We start from the raw sequence: 15,981 nt of genomic DNA on the forward strand, positions 1-15,981 counted from the left end.
CGTTAAAGATATTTTATGTGACAATAAAAAAGTCAACGATGAACACAACCGCGAATGACGCGTTAATCGCAATTGTGGTTTTAAACCAAAACATGACCACTTATTAAAAATTATAACTAAAGTGTGACGACAATTTTTTGTGTGTACATTACAGAGGTTTAGGATAGAAATAATGTCAACTTTCAAAAGTTGACCAGACAAATATTGAAAAAGATAAAAAAATAATGCCGCGATATCCAGCGGTTGTAGCTATGTTGCATAATATCCTATATATCAAGAGTGTTTTCCTTATTTGGTTTTTTATAATTATTAGTCTATAAAATAATTTTTGATTTATCACAAACTATTGAGAGTATAGCTTATTAAAAACAATTAACCACTTCTTTTAGTTGCAAGGCGAATAAATCATAGTAAAGAAGGTTTACATACAATTACTCATGATGAATAAATTCAATTAAGTTAATGAGATGATGGGGAAATATGATAAATAAAATAGTGTTGGGTGTTTTTTGGGAGGAGGTGTTTTTTGTTTAAAAACAATGAAATAAAAACTTTAATAAAATCAATACCTTTCCTGACCGATTTTTGGGTGGGAAATCAGGACTTTTTTGTTTTGGTGAATAGGATGGATTGGGTGCAGTGGTTTCGGACGTTTTGACCTTGGGTGGATAAAATAGCTATCGTGACTACGTCCGAAACCTTGCCGCACTAAAATGACTCACGAATTTAAACTGCAACAGCGCAACACCAATAGTGCTCCCAACTTACGCGGAGGCTTAATTCTTTGATAAATTATCCTCTAATCTGCACCATAACCGCTCCCCGCAACCCAAGTATTAAGGACTAAAAAATAAAAGCTAAGGTGTGGTGCAAACAACAAATAAACTATTGGCGAGAACACCAGCACCACTGACGACGCCGTTGTGCGAGAGGACACTAGAGCCAGTATCAGTTGTTGTTGCGTCGATTGTCCAGTAATACTCATCGACGAAGCCTACATCGGCGTAATTAGACATGTAACCCCACTCAGTGAAAAATCCTGCCCCTATTCTACGTTGGTAATGATTACCAGATGACGATGGCGTGGCGCCAACAACACTTTCACAATGAAAATCTGCGGATGGGTTACTCCACACTCTACCACATACTGCATTAGTTAAATCCTTAACCCGTGGCAAACGATAACCCAAACTTCTACACCAAGAGGATTGGTTAGACTGAATATCACCTTTACTACCCCGATGCACGAACCACTGCTTTAACACAAATCCATATTTAACTAACACCCTACCACTACTATCTTTACCTACTAACTCAAAGGTCTGTGGCAAAGATGGTACTGTAAGTTGACTAGGAGTAGCTGAATTTATCTGGGCGCTACTCTCTCTAGGGCCTCTTAACGTTACTCGTGTTACATATTTTGATTTATCACGAATCCAGTAATCGGCTGTCACGATATTTCCTTCAGGGTCTTCAAATGTACCCGAATACGGCCTTGTCCAACTTACTGTGGCCGTTATTCCACCCTGAGTAATAGGAGACCACGTCAATTGACTTGCATCCACCCCACCTATATCTAAATCAAAATACAATCCATCAGCACCCGTCGTCGGAAAATTACGACCGTAAGATGACGAACTTGTTGACTGAACTAAAAAACCCTTATTGGGATTCCATATGTTAGTTGGACCGGCAAAGTGAGGTTTATCATAAGAAGAGATGCCAGTAGAACCACCGAATAACAAATTCGGCCTTGCAAAGCAGATTTTAGGTGATTCATTCGGATTTATATAATACACCGCTGAACTTCCACCAAAAGTACTACTATTCGGCACACCATACTGGGTAGTTAAACGTCCTCCTGTACTATTTAATGTTACCTTATAAGGTGCATTGCATATATCTAATGCATCACTACGATTTACTGTACGGCCATTCTTATCAGTAAAACTTACCGATATACTCCCCGTTGCAGTAACACCGTTAGTACCCTGTCCATCTCCATCGTCATCGCCCCAATTACCTTGAGTAATTAGGTCATTTAAACTCACTGAATAGGCACCACTAACTAGACCGACTGATGACGGCACCAACGTGCCTATATCACCTAAAGTGCGCCCAGTTGGTAAAATGATTGGATTTATTCCGCTTGATGTATTCGTGGACGGTGCGACCTTTGTACCATCCGGCAATGTGATGGCCAATAGCGTGTCAGTCGTTGTTACCTTCGTTACACCCCCATCAAACGTTAAAGATGGTGCACTCCCCTCAATTGCCCTTGAAGTAAACACCGTTAATGCCTGAGAGCTTTGTGAATACGGCAATAACAACAACGTCGCAAAGACCAATGAAGACCTTGATAAGAAGGAGAAAAGTTTGAACCTTGGGCTTGGAGATAACCCTAACGGTAAACTTAGTGAGCTCTCTGAGCTTGATGATTTCGATAACTTAGGTGATAAAAATAAGGATTGAGTCTGTTTTAGACTACGGTGAAACTTAAAAAGATTTAGGGCGTAGGTTTGGCATGCCAGATGCCAGATGCCAGATGCCATACATGGTAGCGCATTTCGATTATCCTGTCAAGTAATTTTTTGTTTTATTTACATTTTTTATAATTATCCGCTCAACTAACGAGCGTTCCCTTGCTTTGAAAGCGATGAAATTATAACCGGTTGATTAATGATGCGCTAGTTTTTTTGTTAAAAATTTTAAGGTTTTGTTAAGGCTTAAGTCAGCTTATGTTGGTGTGTTTTTGGGAAGGGTTTGGGTGGTGGTTTTGGCTAAAAACCACCAAATAAAAACTTTAATAAAATCAATACCTTTTCTGACCGATTTTTGAGCGGAAAATCAGGCCTTTTTGGGTTGGTGGATAGAATGAATTAGGTACGGTGGTTTCGGACGTTTTGACCTTTGGTAAACAAAATAGCCACAGTGACCACGTCCGAGTTAGGGAATTAAAGCGAATTCCCTAACAACCCACGCTTTGGCTGCAGAATGTGGCCTTCGGCTGCCCGACGCCGGCGCTCGGTCTTAACGCACCGTTTGTGATGCGTTCCAGACGCAGCACAAACTCGCCAAACATCCCTGTTTGGCGTGCTAACCTCGCTCTGTTGTCGGCACATTCTGACGCCGGAACAAGACAAACAACATAACCATCTTTTTTGGGAAAATATTATGCTTTTATAATTATATTGTTGATTTTATTTGAATTAAACGCCTACACGGCGTTAAGGGGTACAACATGAAAATCACACTAACAATTAACTTTCTAAACCGCCTACACGGCGTTAAGGAAATAGGTGCTGAAAAAGTTGAATGGTTGGAATTTCTAAACCGCCTACACGGCGTTAAGGTAGAGCTTAAGATTTGATAAATCTTGCTGTATAAAGATAAACAACAATTTCATCTTTGAAAACCCTTTTTTTGAGGTTTTTTATAATTTGTTGATTTTATTTAATTTTAAATTTTCGTTAAAAAAAGGGTTTGGAGCGGTTAATTTGCTGTTATTAGGGTGCTATTCGTGGTTTTGTTGATTTGTTGTGTGTCAGCGCTTTGCTTAGGTTGTGTAAGTGATTGATTTATCTTAAAAACAGAAAAATAAAAATTTCAATAAAATCAATACCTTTCCTGACCACTTTTTGGATGTAATTGCATTGCTTTTTAACACAAAAATAACTCATAAAAAGCACTAAAGGCTATGTTGTTGTCTTATTCCGGCGTCAGAATGTGCCGACAACAGAGCGAGGTTAGCACGCCAAACAGAACGTTTGGCGAGTTTGTGGTGCGTCTGGAACGCGTCCACAAACGGTGCGTTAAGACCGAGCGCCTGCTGCGTCGGGGGCGGGGGCGGCGCGATTGTGGCTTCGTCGCAACAGCGCCCCCCTAAAGGAATATACCCTAACTTACGCAGGTCGCTGTTCTTTGATAAATTGTCTTCTATCTGCACAATAACTGCCCCGCGGTCCAAGAATTAATGACTAAGATATAAAAAGCTAATAAGGTGTCGCGCACGCGACATTACATCCGTTTGTGTTTAGGGCGAAAAGGAGCCTGCCGCTCGAAGTAAAAGCGTAGTGTTCACGATCACTGACAGGAGTACTTGACCAGAAGCATCTGTTGGGGAAGTTCGCATTGGAGTACATGTTCACACCGCCCCACACATGTAAAAACGATTTTATACCAACCATATCCGGAACCCTATAACCCAAACGACCACACCAAGAGGAATGGTAATTAAAACCAGCATCTCTACCACCACTATGTACGAACCACTGCTTTAACACAAATCCATAACGAACCTCATTACCTCGACTATCCCTACCCACCAACTCAAATGTCTGTGGCAAATCTGGTACATCTAGAGGACTAGGATTATCTGAATTTATCTGAGCACCACTCGCCCTAGGACCGCTTAACTTAACTCGTGCAACAACTTTTCCTCTATCAACACTAGGAATCCATCTATCATTAGCTGCTACACTTGTCACCGTAGCTGTTATATCACCATTCGTGACAACAGACCATGTCAACTGACCTGCATTAACTCCTGCAGGCATCTCTAAGTCAAAATACAATCCATCAGCATCCGTTTTAGGAAAATTTTGGTCGTAAGATGATGGACTTGTTGACTGAGTTAAAAAACCCTTATTAGGGTCCCATATGTTAGATGGGCTTATCTTATTGTCTGTGCCACGGGTGAGATTCGGCCTGACCGATTGCACAAAGTAACAACCACCAGTAGAATCCGGCTTGATGTAATACGTCACTTGCTGACTACTGAGAGTACTACTATTAGGAACACCATACTGTGTAGTTAAACTACTATGTGTAACATCTAATCTCACTCTATAAGGTGCCTTACAAGGATTTAATGTGTCATTACGACTTACGCTACGACCATCTTTGTCAGAGAAACCAACCGATATTCTCCCTGTTGCTGTTACACCATTTGTACTCTGACCATCCCCATCATCATCCCCCCAATTGCCCAATGCTACTAAGTCACTTAAATCCCGTGAAATATATCCCTGAGGCACCAACATTCCTATATCACCTAATGTACTCCCTGCCGGTAATATTATCGGATTTGTCGCACTTGATGTATTTGTTGATGGTGTAATCCTTGTACCATCCGGCAACGTTATAGCAACGAAGTCATCCCTTGAAGTTACCCTCGTTCGACCTCCGTCAAACGTAAAATACGGCGCACCTCCCTCAATTACCCTTGTGGTTTGTGCCGTTAATGCCTGTGAACTCTGAGAATACGACAGCAAGAGCAATGACGCAAAGAACAACAACAATCTAGGTAATCTAAATAAGTCTGGTAATTTAGATAGAAAAGATAAACACCTCGACCTCGGTGATAAAAATAAGAATGGAGTCTGATTTTGACTACGATGATATTGAAAAAGATTTAGGGCATAGGTTTGGCAGGCCATGTGCCATGTGCCATGTGCCATACATGGTAACGCATTTCGATTATCCTGTCAAGTAAATTTTTGTTTTATTTGAATTTTTTATAATTGACCGCTCAACTAATGAGCACTCCCTTGCTTTAAAAGCGCTTAAATTATAACCGCTTGACTAATAATGCGCTAGCTTTTTTGTTAAAAATTTGTAAAGATTTGTTAACCCTGCCAATTGATTACAGAATAAACTTAATAAAATATAATAAGTTAAATCAGTTTATTTTATTGAGTTTGATTGGCTGTTATGCGGTGAATTGATGATTTAGATGTTGCTAATTTAATGATATACCACTACCCTTTAGGCTGTTTGCGATTAATATATATGGACGATAATTAATGCGAAATTTAAAATTATTATCTTTATTTTCAATGGTGTGTGCTTTTTCAAGTGATGCCTTTGCCGATACAATTTCACAAAACGTTTGGTCTTTGGCTATAAATAAGCACGATAGTGTCGCTCAATATACAGTTGCTCATGCTTATAACCCTTTGGTTGAAAATAAAGATTTGGACTGTGAAACAAATCAGTTTTATCTCAAGTCAAAAAATAAAAAATTGCAAGGTTGCTATGATAAATCGGCCGATAAATATATCGAATTTTTAACTAAAGCAGCCGAAAATTCATCCCCATCCCCCCTTGCCCAAACAGACTTGGGCATCGCCTATATTGAGGGAGAATTAGTCGCTAAAGATATTAAAAAAGGTTTGTATTGGTTAGAAAAGGCCGCATCACCCATTTCAGATAAAGCAAAACTTAGTCTAACTGAAGGAAACAGTAAATTTGACAAGCAATTAATGAAAAATGGCGTAGGTCTAGCTCAATATGTATTAGGTAAGCTTTATCATCAAGGCATAGAGGTTAAAGCTGATTATGATAAAGCAATAAAATACTATGAAATGGCAAGCCAAAGTGATGATTTTGGATCTTACGATGCACCGCAATATCAACTTTATCAACTCTATAAAAATAAAGTTAATAACCCCAAAATGGCTTTATATTGGCTTGAACAGAGTTTGGGGAATATGAAATATAATGATGAATGGGATGCAGCAACCGAGATAGTCGACTATTTTTTGGACGGAGGCCAGATAGATGGTTCAAAATCAGAACAACCTAATTACCCATGGGCAGCTAAATGGTTAATTGAATTTGTTAAAGGTCGATCACTTAAAGATGAGACTAGGCAAAAAATGGCTTTTCAACTAGCTTGGCTTTATTTAAACGGTTTAGGCGTTGAAAGGGATCCCAAGGAAGCGGCAACATATTATCATTTAGGGATGAACATTAATCCTGATGTTAATTTCGATATTCAATCGTCTAATGAACAAACCCTGCAAGAGCAGTTTTTACTTAATGTAATTAAACCTATTTATGAAAATATCGATAATAACCAAACAATTGAATATAGTGCTTTTTTTGAAACAATTTATCCTGATAAATTTAAAAAAATACAAGCTACACTCGATTATGCCAATAATCTTTATATTGAAAACGCCAGTAAAACCGTAGAAGCGATTTTTGGTGATAATTTAAAAGATGAACAAATTTTTTATGCTCAACTTGACAAAGAGCTACAATCCTATAGCGATTTAGAAGAATTCCCTCATACTTCTCCTTTGCTGGCATTAGCTCAACATCGTGGAATTGCTTATGGTTTTTATCGTGATGCTGAAAACCTTATGGGTAAGTCAAGCAATGAATTAATCAAGCTTTACCAAGCTGCATTGAAAATTGAGCCAAATAATCCAATAATTTTATACCGATTTGGTACGTTATATGATTTTATTCTTCAAGATACCAACACAGCAATATCATATTATAAGCAGGCCGCTGATTTAGGGGATGCAGTGGCAAATTATCGGTTAGGGGTAATTTATTATTTAGGCAAAAACATTGAGCAAAATTATCATGAAGCTTGGCGATATCTTGACTTAGCGGCAAAACAATATTATGTGCCAGCACAAAATTTTTTGATCACTATCGACAAATCACACCCTGAATTTGAATGGTTAACTACACAATACATTGAGCATCAGCAAACTTACCGTTCACCAACGGTAATGGTTGATGGTGAGGATTGGCTAAAGGTACAAAAGGCAAATAATCCGTCACCTAAAGTGATTTATCATCTTACAAAACATAATTCTGATCGTAATGGTCTAAAAACTTATGAGGGTTGCAAAGCCGCAATTGAGTTGGCAACACAGGGCAATACCTTGGCGCAGAGAGAATTAGTTAAACAATTAAATAAGAATTATTTTCTTTGTACACCAGAGCAAAATTTAATTTTTTCTTGGATTGATAGCATCTATAAGGATGATCAATATAAGCAATTCTTAAAATTGAAATACTACAAATTTACCAAAACAGATGAGCAATATCAAAAAGAGCTTAATAATTTAGCAGATAATCAAAATCATTATGCGATCATTGAATTATTGAATAATACTCAGAGATATTACGATTCAAGAGATGATAAATACCTTTCAAAAATCAAAATGTTGCTTAAGTCAGGTAATGTTAATGCTGCCGAATTACTTATCAGATATTATACTTTAGATTCTTATTTAAATTCTGATTATCATCAAATTCCCAATAGCATTTACCAACATACTAAAGCGATTTTATTAAGGAATGATTTAGCCAATTATGTTTCGGCATTGCCTGAACAGACTTATACCGAGCCGAAATATATTTATGCTGATAACATGCTTTCATCTTCTGATATTTATCAAATGTGGTTTGAACTTGCCGATATGCATGAGCAAGGTGTTGATATTCCAAAAAATAACATTTTTGCCTATGTTTGGTACAGTTTATTGGTAGAGCATAATCAAACCCAAGCATTAAATAAAGTACAAGAATTAAAAGCACAATTAACAGCAGAAGAATTAACAAAAACGAATGATAAACTTAATCAATACCGTAATTTATATCGTTTTCTTCCTTTAACCCATGTGGAATTAAACCAAGAATAGGTATGTTTAAGTTTAGCGAGTTAATACAGGATATTAGGGATGAATGATTCAATTATTATATCGAGCAAAACAACTTCCCGCTCAAAATTTTGGGTATTTGCTATAGTGTTATTAATATTAACAATAAGTGGCGGATATTATTTATGGCAGGAAAATAATCTTTCCATTCAATCATTTTTCCCCATCAAGGAAAAGGTGGTAAAAATTTATGATACAAATCAAGAACTTTATAATTCTAGAGGTCAAACCGTTGCATTTAAATGCATTGTATCGATCAAATATGGCGATAACCCAATAAGTTATAATTTTATTTCTAGCTATGATAATGAGCAAAAATTTCTTGAAAATTGTATACCACTATAAAACCAAATAACAATAAACACGGGATTTTGCCCGTGTTTTTGTTTCCAGAACTGAATAAAACACTCAACAACTAACCATTATTGCCCATGGCTGTCATCGTGGTTTTCGGTATGAATAACGTTAATATAGCTAGGGATGGCTGGCGTATTAACATAAAAGAATGCCCATTGAATCCCGTCTATTTTTTTAGTTTGACGTAAATATTGTTTTAGTAATATATCGTCCTGAGAATCATCTTCTGATTGCTGATGTATATAATGATCAATAAACTCATTATATGTATCTTCATCAGTCGCTAAATATCCATTGTGATTTTCACAATATTGTTTATATAAATCGAATAATTTGTCGACAAAAACATTATATTCTTTTTCAATATCAAACGTTTTAGGATTACTATACCCCAAAGTCGCAAAAATCTTATCAGCAATAGCAGAACCGGATTTTGATTTTTTTAATGCAGAAGAGAATAAATAAGTTGGTAAAATAAAAAATAATCCCATAACAGCCATAAGAAGTAGCGAAAAATTATTTTTAGAAAAGGCCATTACTACAAAATAAAAGAAAGTAAATACCCCCAATCCTCCAGCACCAATAAGGAAAAGACGCGGTAAAATAGGTATATTTAGTTTTGAATTGCCAGCTTCTGTTCCCTCTGTTGCATAAGGATGTAACCATAAAAGCTTATCGGCAGGACGGCGTAATGCATAAGCAAAATAGCTTCCACCAGCTAGTGGATCAACAACCGCCTCCACGTAGTCTCCCTCATTAAAAAAGGTTCGACAAAATGCGCCTTCAATCACCTTATCACCTAATTTACAGCAAAAATACTGCTCAATATCGGCTGTATCGTAATCAATTTTTTCAATTTTTGCTGAAGTTATTTTCATACTATTAGCCATAGAAACTAAATCTAAATGCCCTATTGTTAGTAAATTGACATCAGGGCGTCCAGCTAGTTTGCGAGCATTAAGATAACTTTCTCGCGTGTCATAGACCTCCAGATCGGTGATATAACCAGTAATAATTTGGTAATAATGGCTATCGCCTATATTCTGTTCCATATTTTTTATTCCTTATATTTATCTGTTGAATTATTTGTTATTTTTTGTTTCGTTCATCAATGACTTTAACCCAATTAGGTAAAGTTGGCGTTCTACAGTAGTAATTTGTTAATGCTTTAAATTCTTTGAATTTTTCAAAGTCCGGGCTCTGTGGATCGTTAAATATTTCAGGATCATTGATTCGATACAATTTTTTAAAGCGTTCCTTTTCTTTTTCAGAATCATATTTCCACGGTTTTTCATACCCAAAACAGGCATAAATTTGATTAGAAATAAAAGAGTATCCTCCTCCACCTATCAAAAAAGAAACAATAATTGCAATGATCCACCCCAAAAAACAGTATTTAAATATGTTAAAAATATAATTTAATGAACAATCGTTAACTAGTTCAATAATTAACAAAATAAGTAGGAAAACAACGGCAAATACCGTCATCAAAATAAAAATAACTTTTAAAAGTGGGAACGTTGTTAAACCAATATGTTGCGGGAAAATTATCGCATGTTGTTTCGGAATTCGTACGGCATAAGGCTGGTAAACATCATTTTTTTTCGGCTTAACAAGCATTTCAACATAATCGCCCTCATTAAAACCAATCCTGTTAAGCCTTCCCTCTACTTTTTTATTGCCGATCTGGCAACAAAAGCGTTGCCCCCTTAAAGGCGGACGACAACAAATAAAAAAGCAAATCAATGCTATAATTGAACAAAACACCGCATAAAAATCTTTTTCTATTCGATCCGTCATCGTCAGCTTAGTGTCAGTTTGTTGCGGATTTTTATCTACTTGTAAACAACTTACAGTTCCTTTTAATAAGTAAAAATCATTCCTCATTAACTCTATACCTTGTTGAATTTCATAATTAAAATACCAAATAATTTTATAGCATGATTCAGCTATTAACCACAATAAAAATTAATTCATTTAATATTTAACTCAAAATAAGTTACTTAATTTTGAACATTTATTCAAAATTATCAATTAAAAACAAAGTGTTGGATTTATTAAATTGATCCACTTTTCCTATTCAATCAGTTTGAGTATATAATAATCGCTTTGTTGATAAAACCGTCAAAATAGAGGTTGTGATGATTACCCATATTAGCCCATTAGGATCAATGGATTTACTCGCTCAGGCTGAAGTCGATATTTTAAAAAAGTCAGCAAACAGCGAGCTTTATCAATTATATCGGAATTGCTCATTAGCAACATTAAATGCCGGCAGCAAAACCGATAACACCAAAGATCTGTTAGATAGATTTAAGTCTTTTGAAATTAATGTGATCAGTAAAGAGCGTGGTGTTAAATTAGAATTAGTGAATGCACCAGAAAGCGCTTTTGTTGACGGCAAAATCATCCGCTCTATTCAAGCCAATCTGTTTGCTGTATTACGCGATATTTTATTTTTAAATAGTCAAATTACTGCCATTAAAGAGTTAATAGAAAATATCAAGCTTGAAAAAGATCATTCATTCTATATTTCTAACCTTGTGTTTTCGATTTTACGTAATGCCAATGCGCTACATGTAGGCGAAGAGCCTAATTTGATCGTTTGTTGGGGTGGACATTCCATTAATGAAAACGAATATTACTATGCTCGCCAAGTGGGAATGCAATTGGGTTTACGTGAGCTGAACATTTGCACTGGTTGTGGCCCCGGTGTGATGGAAGCGCCAATGAAAGGAGCCGCTGTTGGTCATGCACAACAGCGTTATAAAGAGAGCCGTTTTATTGGCATGACTGAACCGTCAATTATCGCCGCAGAGCCCCCTAATGCGTTAGTCAATGAGCTAATTATTATGCCCGATATCGAAAAACGTCTTGAAGCGTTTGTGCGAATGGCGCATGGCATTATCATCTTTCCAGGTGGACCAGGTACAGCCGAAGAGCTACTTTATATTTTGGGTATTTTGCTAAATCCAGCCAATAAACAGCAAACATTGCCGTTGATTTTAACTGGCCCTAAAGAGTGTGAAGCCTATTTCGCTTCTATCGATAATTTTATTCGTAGCACGTTAGGCGATGAAGCAACTAAGCTTTATCAAATTGTGATTGATTCGCCGGAACAGGTCGCTCGCATTATGAAAGAGGGTGTTAAGCACGTTAAATCTTCACGATTAAAAACCGGCGATGCTTATGGATTTAATTGGCTATTAAAAATCGATGAATCATTGCAACATCCTTTTGAGCCAACACATGCCAATATGGCGTCATTAAATCTTCATCGTGATCAACCGGTCGAACTGTTAGCCGCTGATTTGCGTCGTGCGTTTTCAGGTATTGTCGCTGGCAATGTTAAAGAGTTTGGTATGAAACAAATTGCTGAAAAAGGTCCTTATAAGTTACAAGGCGATAGCGAAATTATGAAACAAATGGATAATTTATTGCGTAGCTTTATTAAGCAAGATCGTATGAAGTTACCGGGCGGAACGGCTTATCAACCATGTTATGAGCTCTGTTATTAGTGCCTATTTGGTAACCTAACTTTAATACTCTATTTATGCCTTACCGCCAAGGTCGCTCAGTGGTAAGGCAATTAAGTGTATTTTTAGCTAAAAATTACTTAAAATATCTAACACTTCTGATATTTTTTTTACCCCAAAAATTTGCATATTTTCTGGTTTCTTTTTAGGCATATTGGCAATCGGTACAATTGCTTTTTTAAAACCATGTTTAGCAGCTTCTGAAATGCGTTCTTGTCCACTAGGTACGGGGCGAATTTCGCCGCCAAGGCCAATCTCACCAAAAATCACAATATCTTGAGGTAAAGGCCGATTACGGAAACTGGACACTAAGGCCGAAATTAACGCTAAATCGGCGCTGGTTTCGGTTACTTTAACACCACCAACCACATTAACAAAAATATCTTGATCGGCCATTTGCAATCCCCCATGCCTGTGTAACACAGCAAGCAGTAACGCAAGTCGATTTTGATCTAAACCAACAGTTACACGTCTTGGGTTACCATACATAGAGTGATCGACAAGGGCTTGGATTTCAACGAGTAATGGGCGCGTGCCTTCCCACAGTACCATAACCGAACTACCGGGTAGCATTTCATCTCCACGGCTTAAAAAGATGGCTGATGGATTACTAACCTCTTTTAAACCTTGTTCGGTCATAGCAAACACACCCAGTTCATTCACTGCACCAAAGCGGTTTTTGTGGCTTCGCAGTGTTCTAAAACGTGAGTCAGCATCGCCATCCAATAAAATTGAACAGTCAATGCAATGCTCAAGCACTTTTGGCCCTGCAAGCGAACCATCTTTAGTTACATGCCCAACCATAATAATGGCAATCCCTTTGGTTTTGGCAAAACGTGTTAAATAAGCCGCTGTTTCGCGTACTTGTGCAACACTGCCGGGGGATGATTGGATATCAGTCAGATGCATTACTTGAATTGAGTCAATCACCATTAGTTTAGGTTGTGACTGATCAGCCAGTAAGCATATTTGTTCAATGCTGGTTTCGGACAGCATATTGATATTATCAGCAGGTAACCCTAAGCGATGGGCACGCATCGCCACTTGTTGAAGGGATTCTTCACCAGTGACATAAAGAGTATTCATTTGCGAAGAGAGCTTACTCATGGTTTGCAGTAACAATGTACTTTTACCCGCTCCCGGGTTACCACCAATAAGAATAGCACTGCCCGGCACAACCCCCCCACCAAGCACGCGGTCAAATTCTGAAAATCCAGTCGAAAACCGAGGCAATGCCTCTAAACTGATTTCGGATAATTTCTGAATTTTAGCCTGCCCAGCACCACTACCTGCATAACCCGTTAACCGATCGTTACGCGATGATGTGCTAGCAAGTCTAACTTCGGTAATGGTGTTCCAAGCATGACATGAGCTACATTGTCCTTGCCAACGCGGGTAATCTGCTCCGCAATCATTACAAACATAAGCACGTTTTACTGCTTTTGCCAATTTAATCTCCTAACCTTCACTTAATAAGCTGGTGGATAAAATACACCATAATCCTGTTAAATCAGCATAATTAATACTAATTCGTGCTTTTTCGACCACTTTCGGTTTACCATGATAAGCAACACCAAGACCCGCAATACGGATCATCATCAAATCATTGGCACCATCACCAATGGCGACCGTTTGCTCAATAGGAATTTCCAATGATGACGCTAGCTGTTGTAATGTTCTTGCTTTATATTTGGCATCAACAATTTGCCCTTTGACTTTACCGGTTAATTTGCCATGTTTAATCTCTAATTCATTGGCATAGCTATCAACTAGTTTTAACTTTTGCTTTAAGTGATCAGCAAAATAGGTAAATCCCCCCGACGCAATGGCAACATGCCAGTTTTTTTTATGCAGTTCTTTTACTAAATAAGTCAGCCCCGAAGTCAGCGGTAAATTATCTTTGACTTGATCTAAAATAGCTTGATGTGCGCCTTTTAAGGTTGCCACTCGTTTGCGTAAACTGCTAGCAAAATCAAGCTCACCACGCATTGCTTGTTCGGTCACTGTGGCAACTTGTTCACCAACCCCTTGCAATTTGGCAAGTTCATCAATACATTCAATACCAATCGCTGTCGAATCCATGTCCATAACAAGTAACCCCGGGGAGCGTAGCGTGGGTAAATTATCGATTGGGGCAACATCAATACCTAATGCTAATGAAATCGATTTGGCTTTTTTAGGTATCACCCCGGCAATACGAACAATTTGGTAAGTTTTGATTTTCCATGATGAAACAATCACCATAGGCATGGCAAGCTGATCTTGGAATTTTGATAAGATGGTTTTATTTAGCTTTTTGCCATAAATAATCCAACCTGTTTTACCAGCATTATAATCCAACGGAACCACTTCACACCCATTTAATGAAAGTGGTAAACCTTGCCAATGTTGGATATTTTCAGGAAGATCATTGTAGGTAAGTATATAAGCCATATTAAGAGGTCTTCATAACATAAAATAAGCCCAAAATTTACCATAACTATTAAAGATTGTCCAAGTAAGGATTAAGTTGTTTCTTTACCCACTTTTATACTTAAACAATATGTTATATGAAACTTTTTAACAAAATAGATAAATCTATCAATTGCCTTTAATCATTCCACCGCGATACTGATATCGATCTTAAATATTCAACGCCCATAAACAAAGTTGCTCTAATATAGGCCCCAATTTTTCGCCCAATGGAGTTAATTTATAGACAACTTTTAAAGGGGGTTTATCACCAAAAACACGTCGAGTAATTAACCCATCTTCCTCTAATTTTTTAAGTTGTATACTTAATGTCATATCGGTAATATTAGGAATAACGGTTTTCAATTCGCTGAATCTTTTTTCACCAGAAAGCAAATAATAAATTATCACCCCTTTCCATTTTCCGCCAACTAAATCCATTGATAAACTAATAGGACAATAATAAGTTTTATTGTTATAACGTTTTAATGGTCTTTGTTCATCTATTTGCATTAATTCACCTAACTATCAAGTTTGATAGATATTGCTATAAGCTTATTTACGAATAAACTAATTAGAGTAACTATCATTTTAATAGCAAAAAAGGAAAAAGGAATCATTATGGCATTAATTATTTTAGGTCACCCTAACATTAAACAGTCTATCGCCAATAAAACAATTATCGAAACACTACAAGATAAAGTTGAGGATATTGAAATTCGCAATATTCACAATCTTTATCCAAACTATCAAATCAATGTGCAAGAGGAGCAAGCCGCATTACTTAGACATGACCTTATTATTTTACAATATCCAATGTACTGGTATAACATGCCGGCAATATTAAAAATATGGTTTGATGAAGTATTTACTTACCAATTTGCTTATGGCTCCAAAGGTGATAAATTAAAAGGTAAAAAACTATTACCAAGTTTAACCATAGGACAACAAGAACAGAATTATAAAAAATATCGCAACGATTTAATGGATAATTTATTAGAGCCCGTCAAAGTATCAGCCTTATATGCGCAAATGGAATATCTGCCACCAAGACTTTTATATGGTGTTTCACCAGAGATTGAAGAAGTTCAAGCTAAAATAAAAACAAAAGCACAACAACACGGTCAGCAGTTAGTTGAAATTATAAACAAATATAACTAATAAAAATCAAT

12 protein-coding genes are annotated in these 15,981 nt (G+C 37.0%); 5 read left to right on the forward strand and 7 right to left on the reverse strand.

Annotated elements, in window-relative coordinates:
- Positions 1–857 precede the first annotated feature (857 nt).
- Complete coding sequence (locus tag GYX25_RS10090; protein ID WP_174787302.1) at positions 858–2,552, reverse strand: hypothetical protein; 1,695 nt, start codon at positions 2,550–2,552, stop codon at positions 858–860.
- A gap of 689 nt (positions 2,553–3,241) precedes the next feature.
- Between GYX25_RS10090 and GYX25_RS11290 the strand changes: the two genes are divergently transcribed.
- Complete coding sequence (locus GYX25_RS11290; protein WP_255457080.1) at positions 3,242–3,370, forward strand: hypothetical protein; 129 nt, start codon at positions 3,242–3,244, stop codon at positions 3,368–3,370.
- A gap of 622 nt (positions 3,371–3,992) precedes the next feature.
- On the opposite strand, the gene GYX25_RS10095 is transcribed toward GYX25_RS11290, so the two are convergent.
- The gene (locus GYX25_RS10095; RefSeq protein ID WP_174787303.1) at positions 3,993–5,459 is read right to left on the reverse strand and encodes a hypothetical protein; all 1,467 of its coding nucleotides are present in this window, start codon (positions 5,457–5,459) and stop codon (positions 3,993–3,995) included.
- 345 nt (positions 5,460–5,804) lie between these two features.
- Here GYX25_RS10095 and GYX25_RS10100 point away from each other — a divergent pair, with 345 nt between their 5' ends.
- Positions 5,805–8,447, forward strand: a complete 2,643-nt coding sequence (locus tag GYX25_RS10100; RefSeq protein ID WP_174787304.1) for a tetratricopeptide repeat protein — start codon at positions 5,805–5,807, stop codon at positions 8,445–8,447.
- Between the two features lie 39 nt (positions 8,448–8,486).
- Positions 8,487–8,810, forward strand: coding sequence for a hypothetical protein (locus tag GYX25_RS10105; RefSeq protein ID WP_091350508.1), 324 nt, complete (start codon positions 8,487–8,489; stop codon positions 8,808–8,810).
- 77 nt (positions 8,811–8,887) lie between these two features.
- On the opposite strand, the gene GYX25_RS10110 is transcribed toward GYX25_RS10105, so the two are convergent.
- Positions 8,888–9,874, reverse strand: coding sequence for a putative type VI secretion system effector (locus tag GYX25_RS10110; protein WP_091350510.1), 987 nt, complete (start codon positions 9,872–9,874; stop codon positions 8,888–8,890).
- 37 nt (positions 9,875–9,911) lie between these two features.
- A complete protein-coding gene (locus GYX25_RS10115; protein ID WP_091350513.1) occupies positions 9,912–10,709 on the reverse strand; it encodes a hypothetical protein in 798 nt (265 codons plus the stop codon).
- Positions 10,710–10,963: 254 nt separating this feature from the next.
- Here GYX25_RS10115 and ppnN point away from each other — a divergent pair, with 254 nt between their 5' ends.
- On the forward strand, positions 10,964–12,340 hold the full coding sequence (gene ppnN, locus GYX25_RS10120) for a nucleotide 5'-monophosphate nucleosidase PpnN (protein WP_160403169.1): 1,377 nt from the start codon (positions 10,964–10,966) through the stop codon (positions 12,338–12,340).
- A gap of 87 nt (positions 12,341–12,427) precedes the next feature.
- Here the strand turns inward: ppnN and radA are convergent, their stop codons facing one another.
- The 3 genes from radA to GYX25_RS10135 form a co-directional block, all read right to left on the reverse strand.
- Positions 12,428–13,807 (reverse strand): DNA repair protein RadA, encoded by a 1,380-nt coding sequence (gene radA / locus GYX25_RS10125; protein ID WP_091350518.1) that lies wholly within the window; start codon positions 13,805–13,807, stop codon positions 12,428–12,430.
- A 9-nt stretch (positions 13,808–13,816) separates the two neighbouring features.
- Positions 13,817–14,791 carry a phosphoserine phosphatase gene (serB, locus tag GYX25_RS10130; RefSeq protein ID WP_174787305.1) on the reverse strand — a complete coding sequence of 325 codons (975 nt, stop codon included), beginning with the start codon at positions 14,789–14,791 and terminating at the stop codon, positions 13,817–13,819.
- Positions 14,792–14,980: 189 nt separating this feature from the next.
- Positions 14,981–15,322: a winged helix-turn-helix transcriptional regulator gene (locus tag GYX25_RS10135; protein ID WP_091350524.1), complete on the reverse strand. Its 342-nt coding sequence runs from the start codon at positions 15,320–15,322 to the stop codon at positions 14,981–14,983.
- Positions 15,323–15,430: 108 nt separating this feature from the next.
- Between GYX25_RS10135 and GYX25_RS10140 the strand changes: the two genes are divergently transcribed.
- On the forward strand, positions 15,431–15,970 hold the full coding sequence (locus GYX25_RS10140; RefSeq protein ID WP_174787306.1) for an NAD(P)H-dependent oxidoreductase: 540 nt from the start codon (positions 15,431–15,433) through the stop codon (positions 15,968–15,970).
- The last annotated feature ends 11 nt before the right edge of the window (positions 15,971–15,981 follow it).

Origin of the sequence: Gilliamella sp. ESL0254 (assembly GCF_013344985.1) — a bacterium.
GTDB classification, from domain to species: Bacteria; Pseudomonadota; Gammaproteobacteria; order Enterobacterales; family Orbaceae; genus Gilliamella; species Gilliamella bombicola.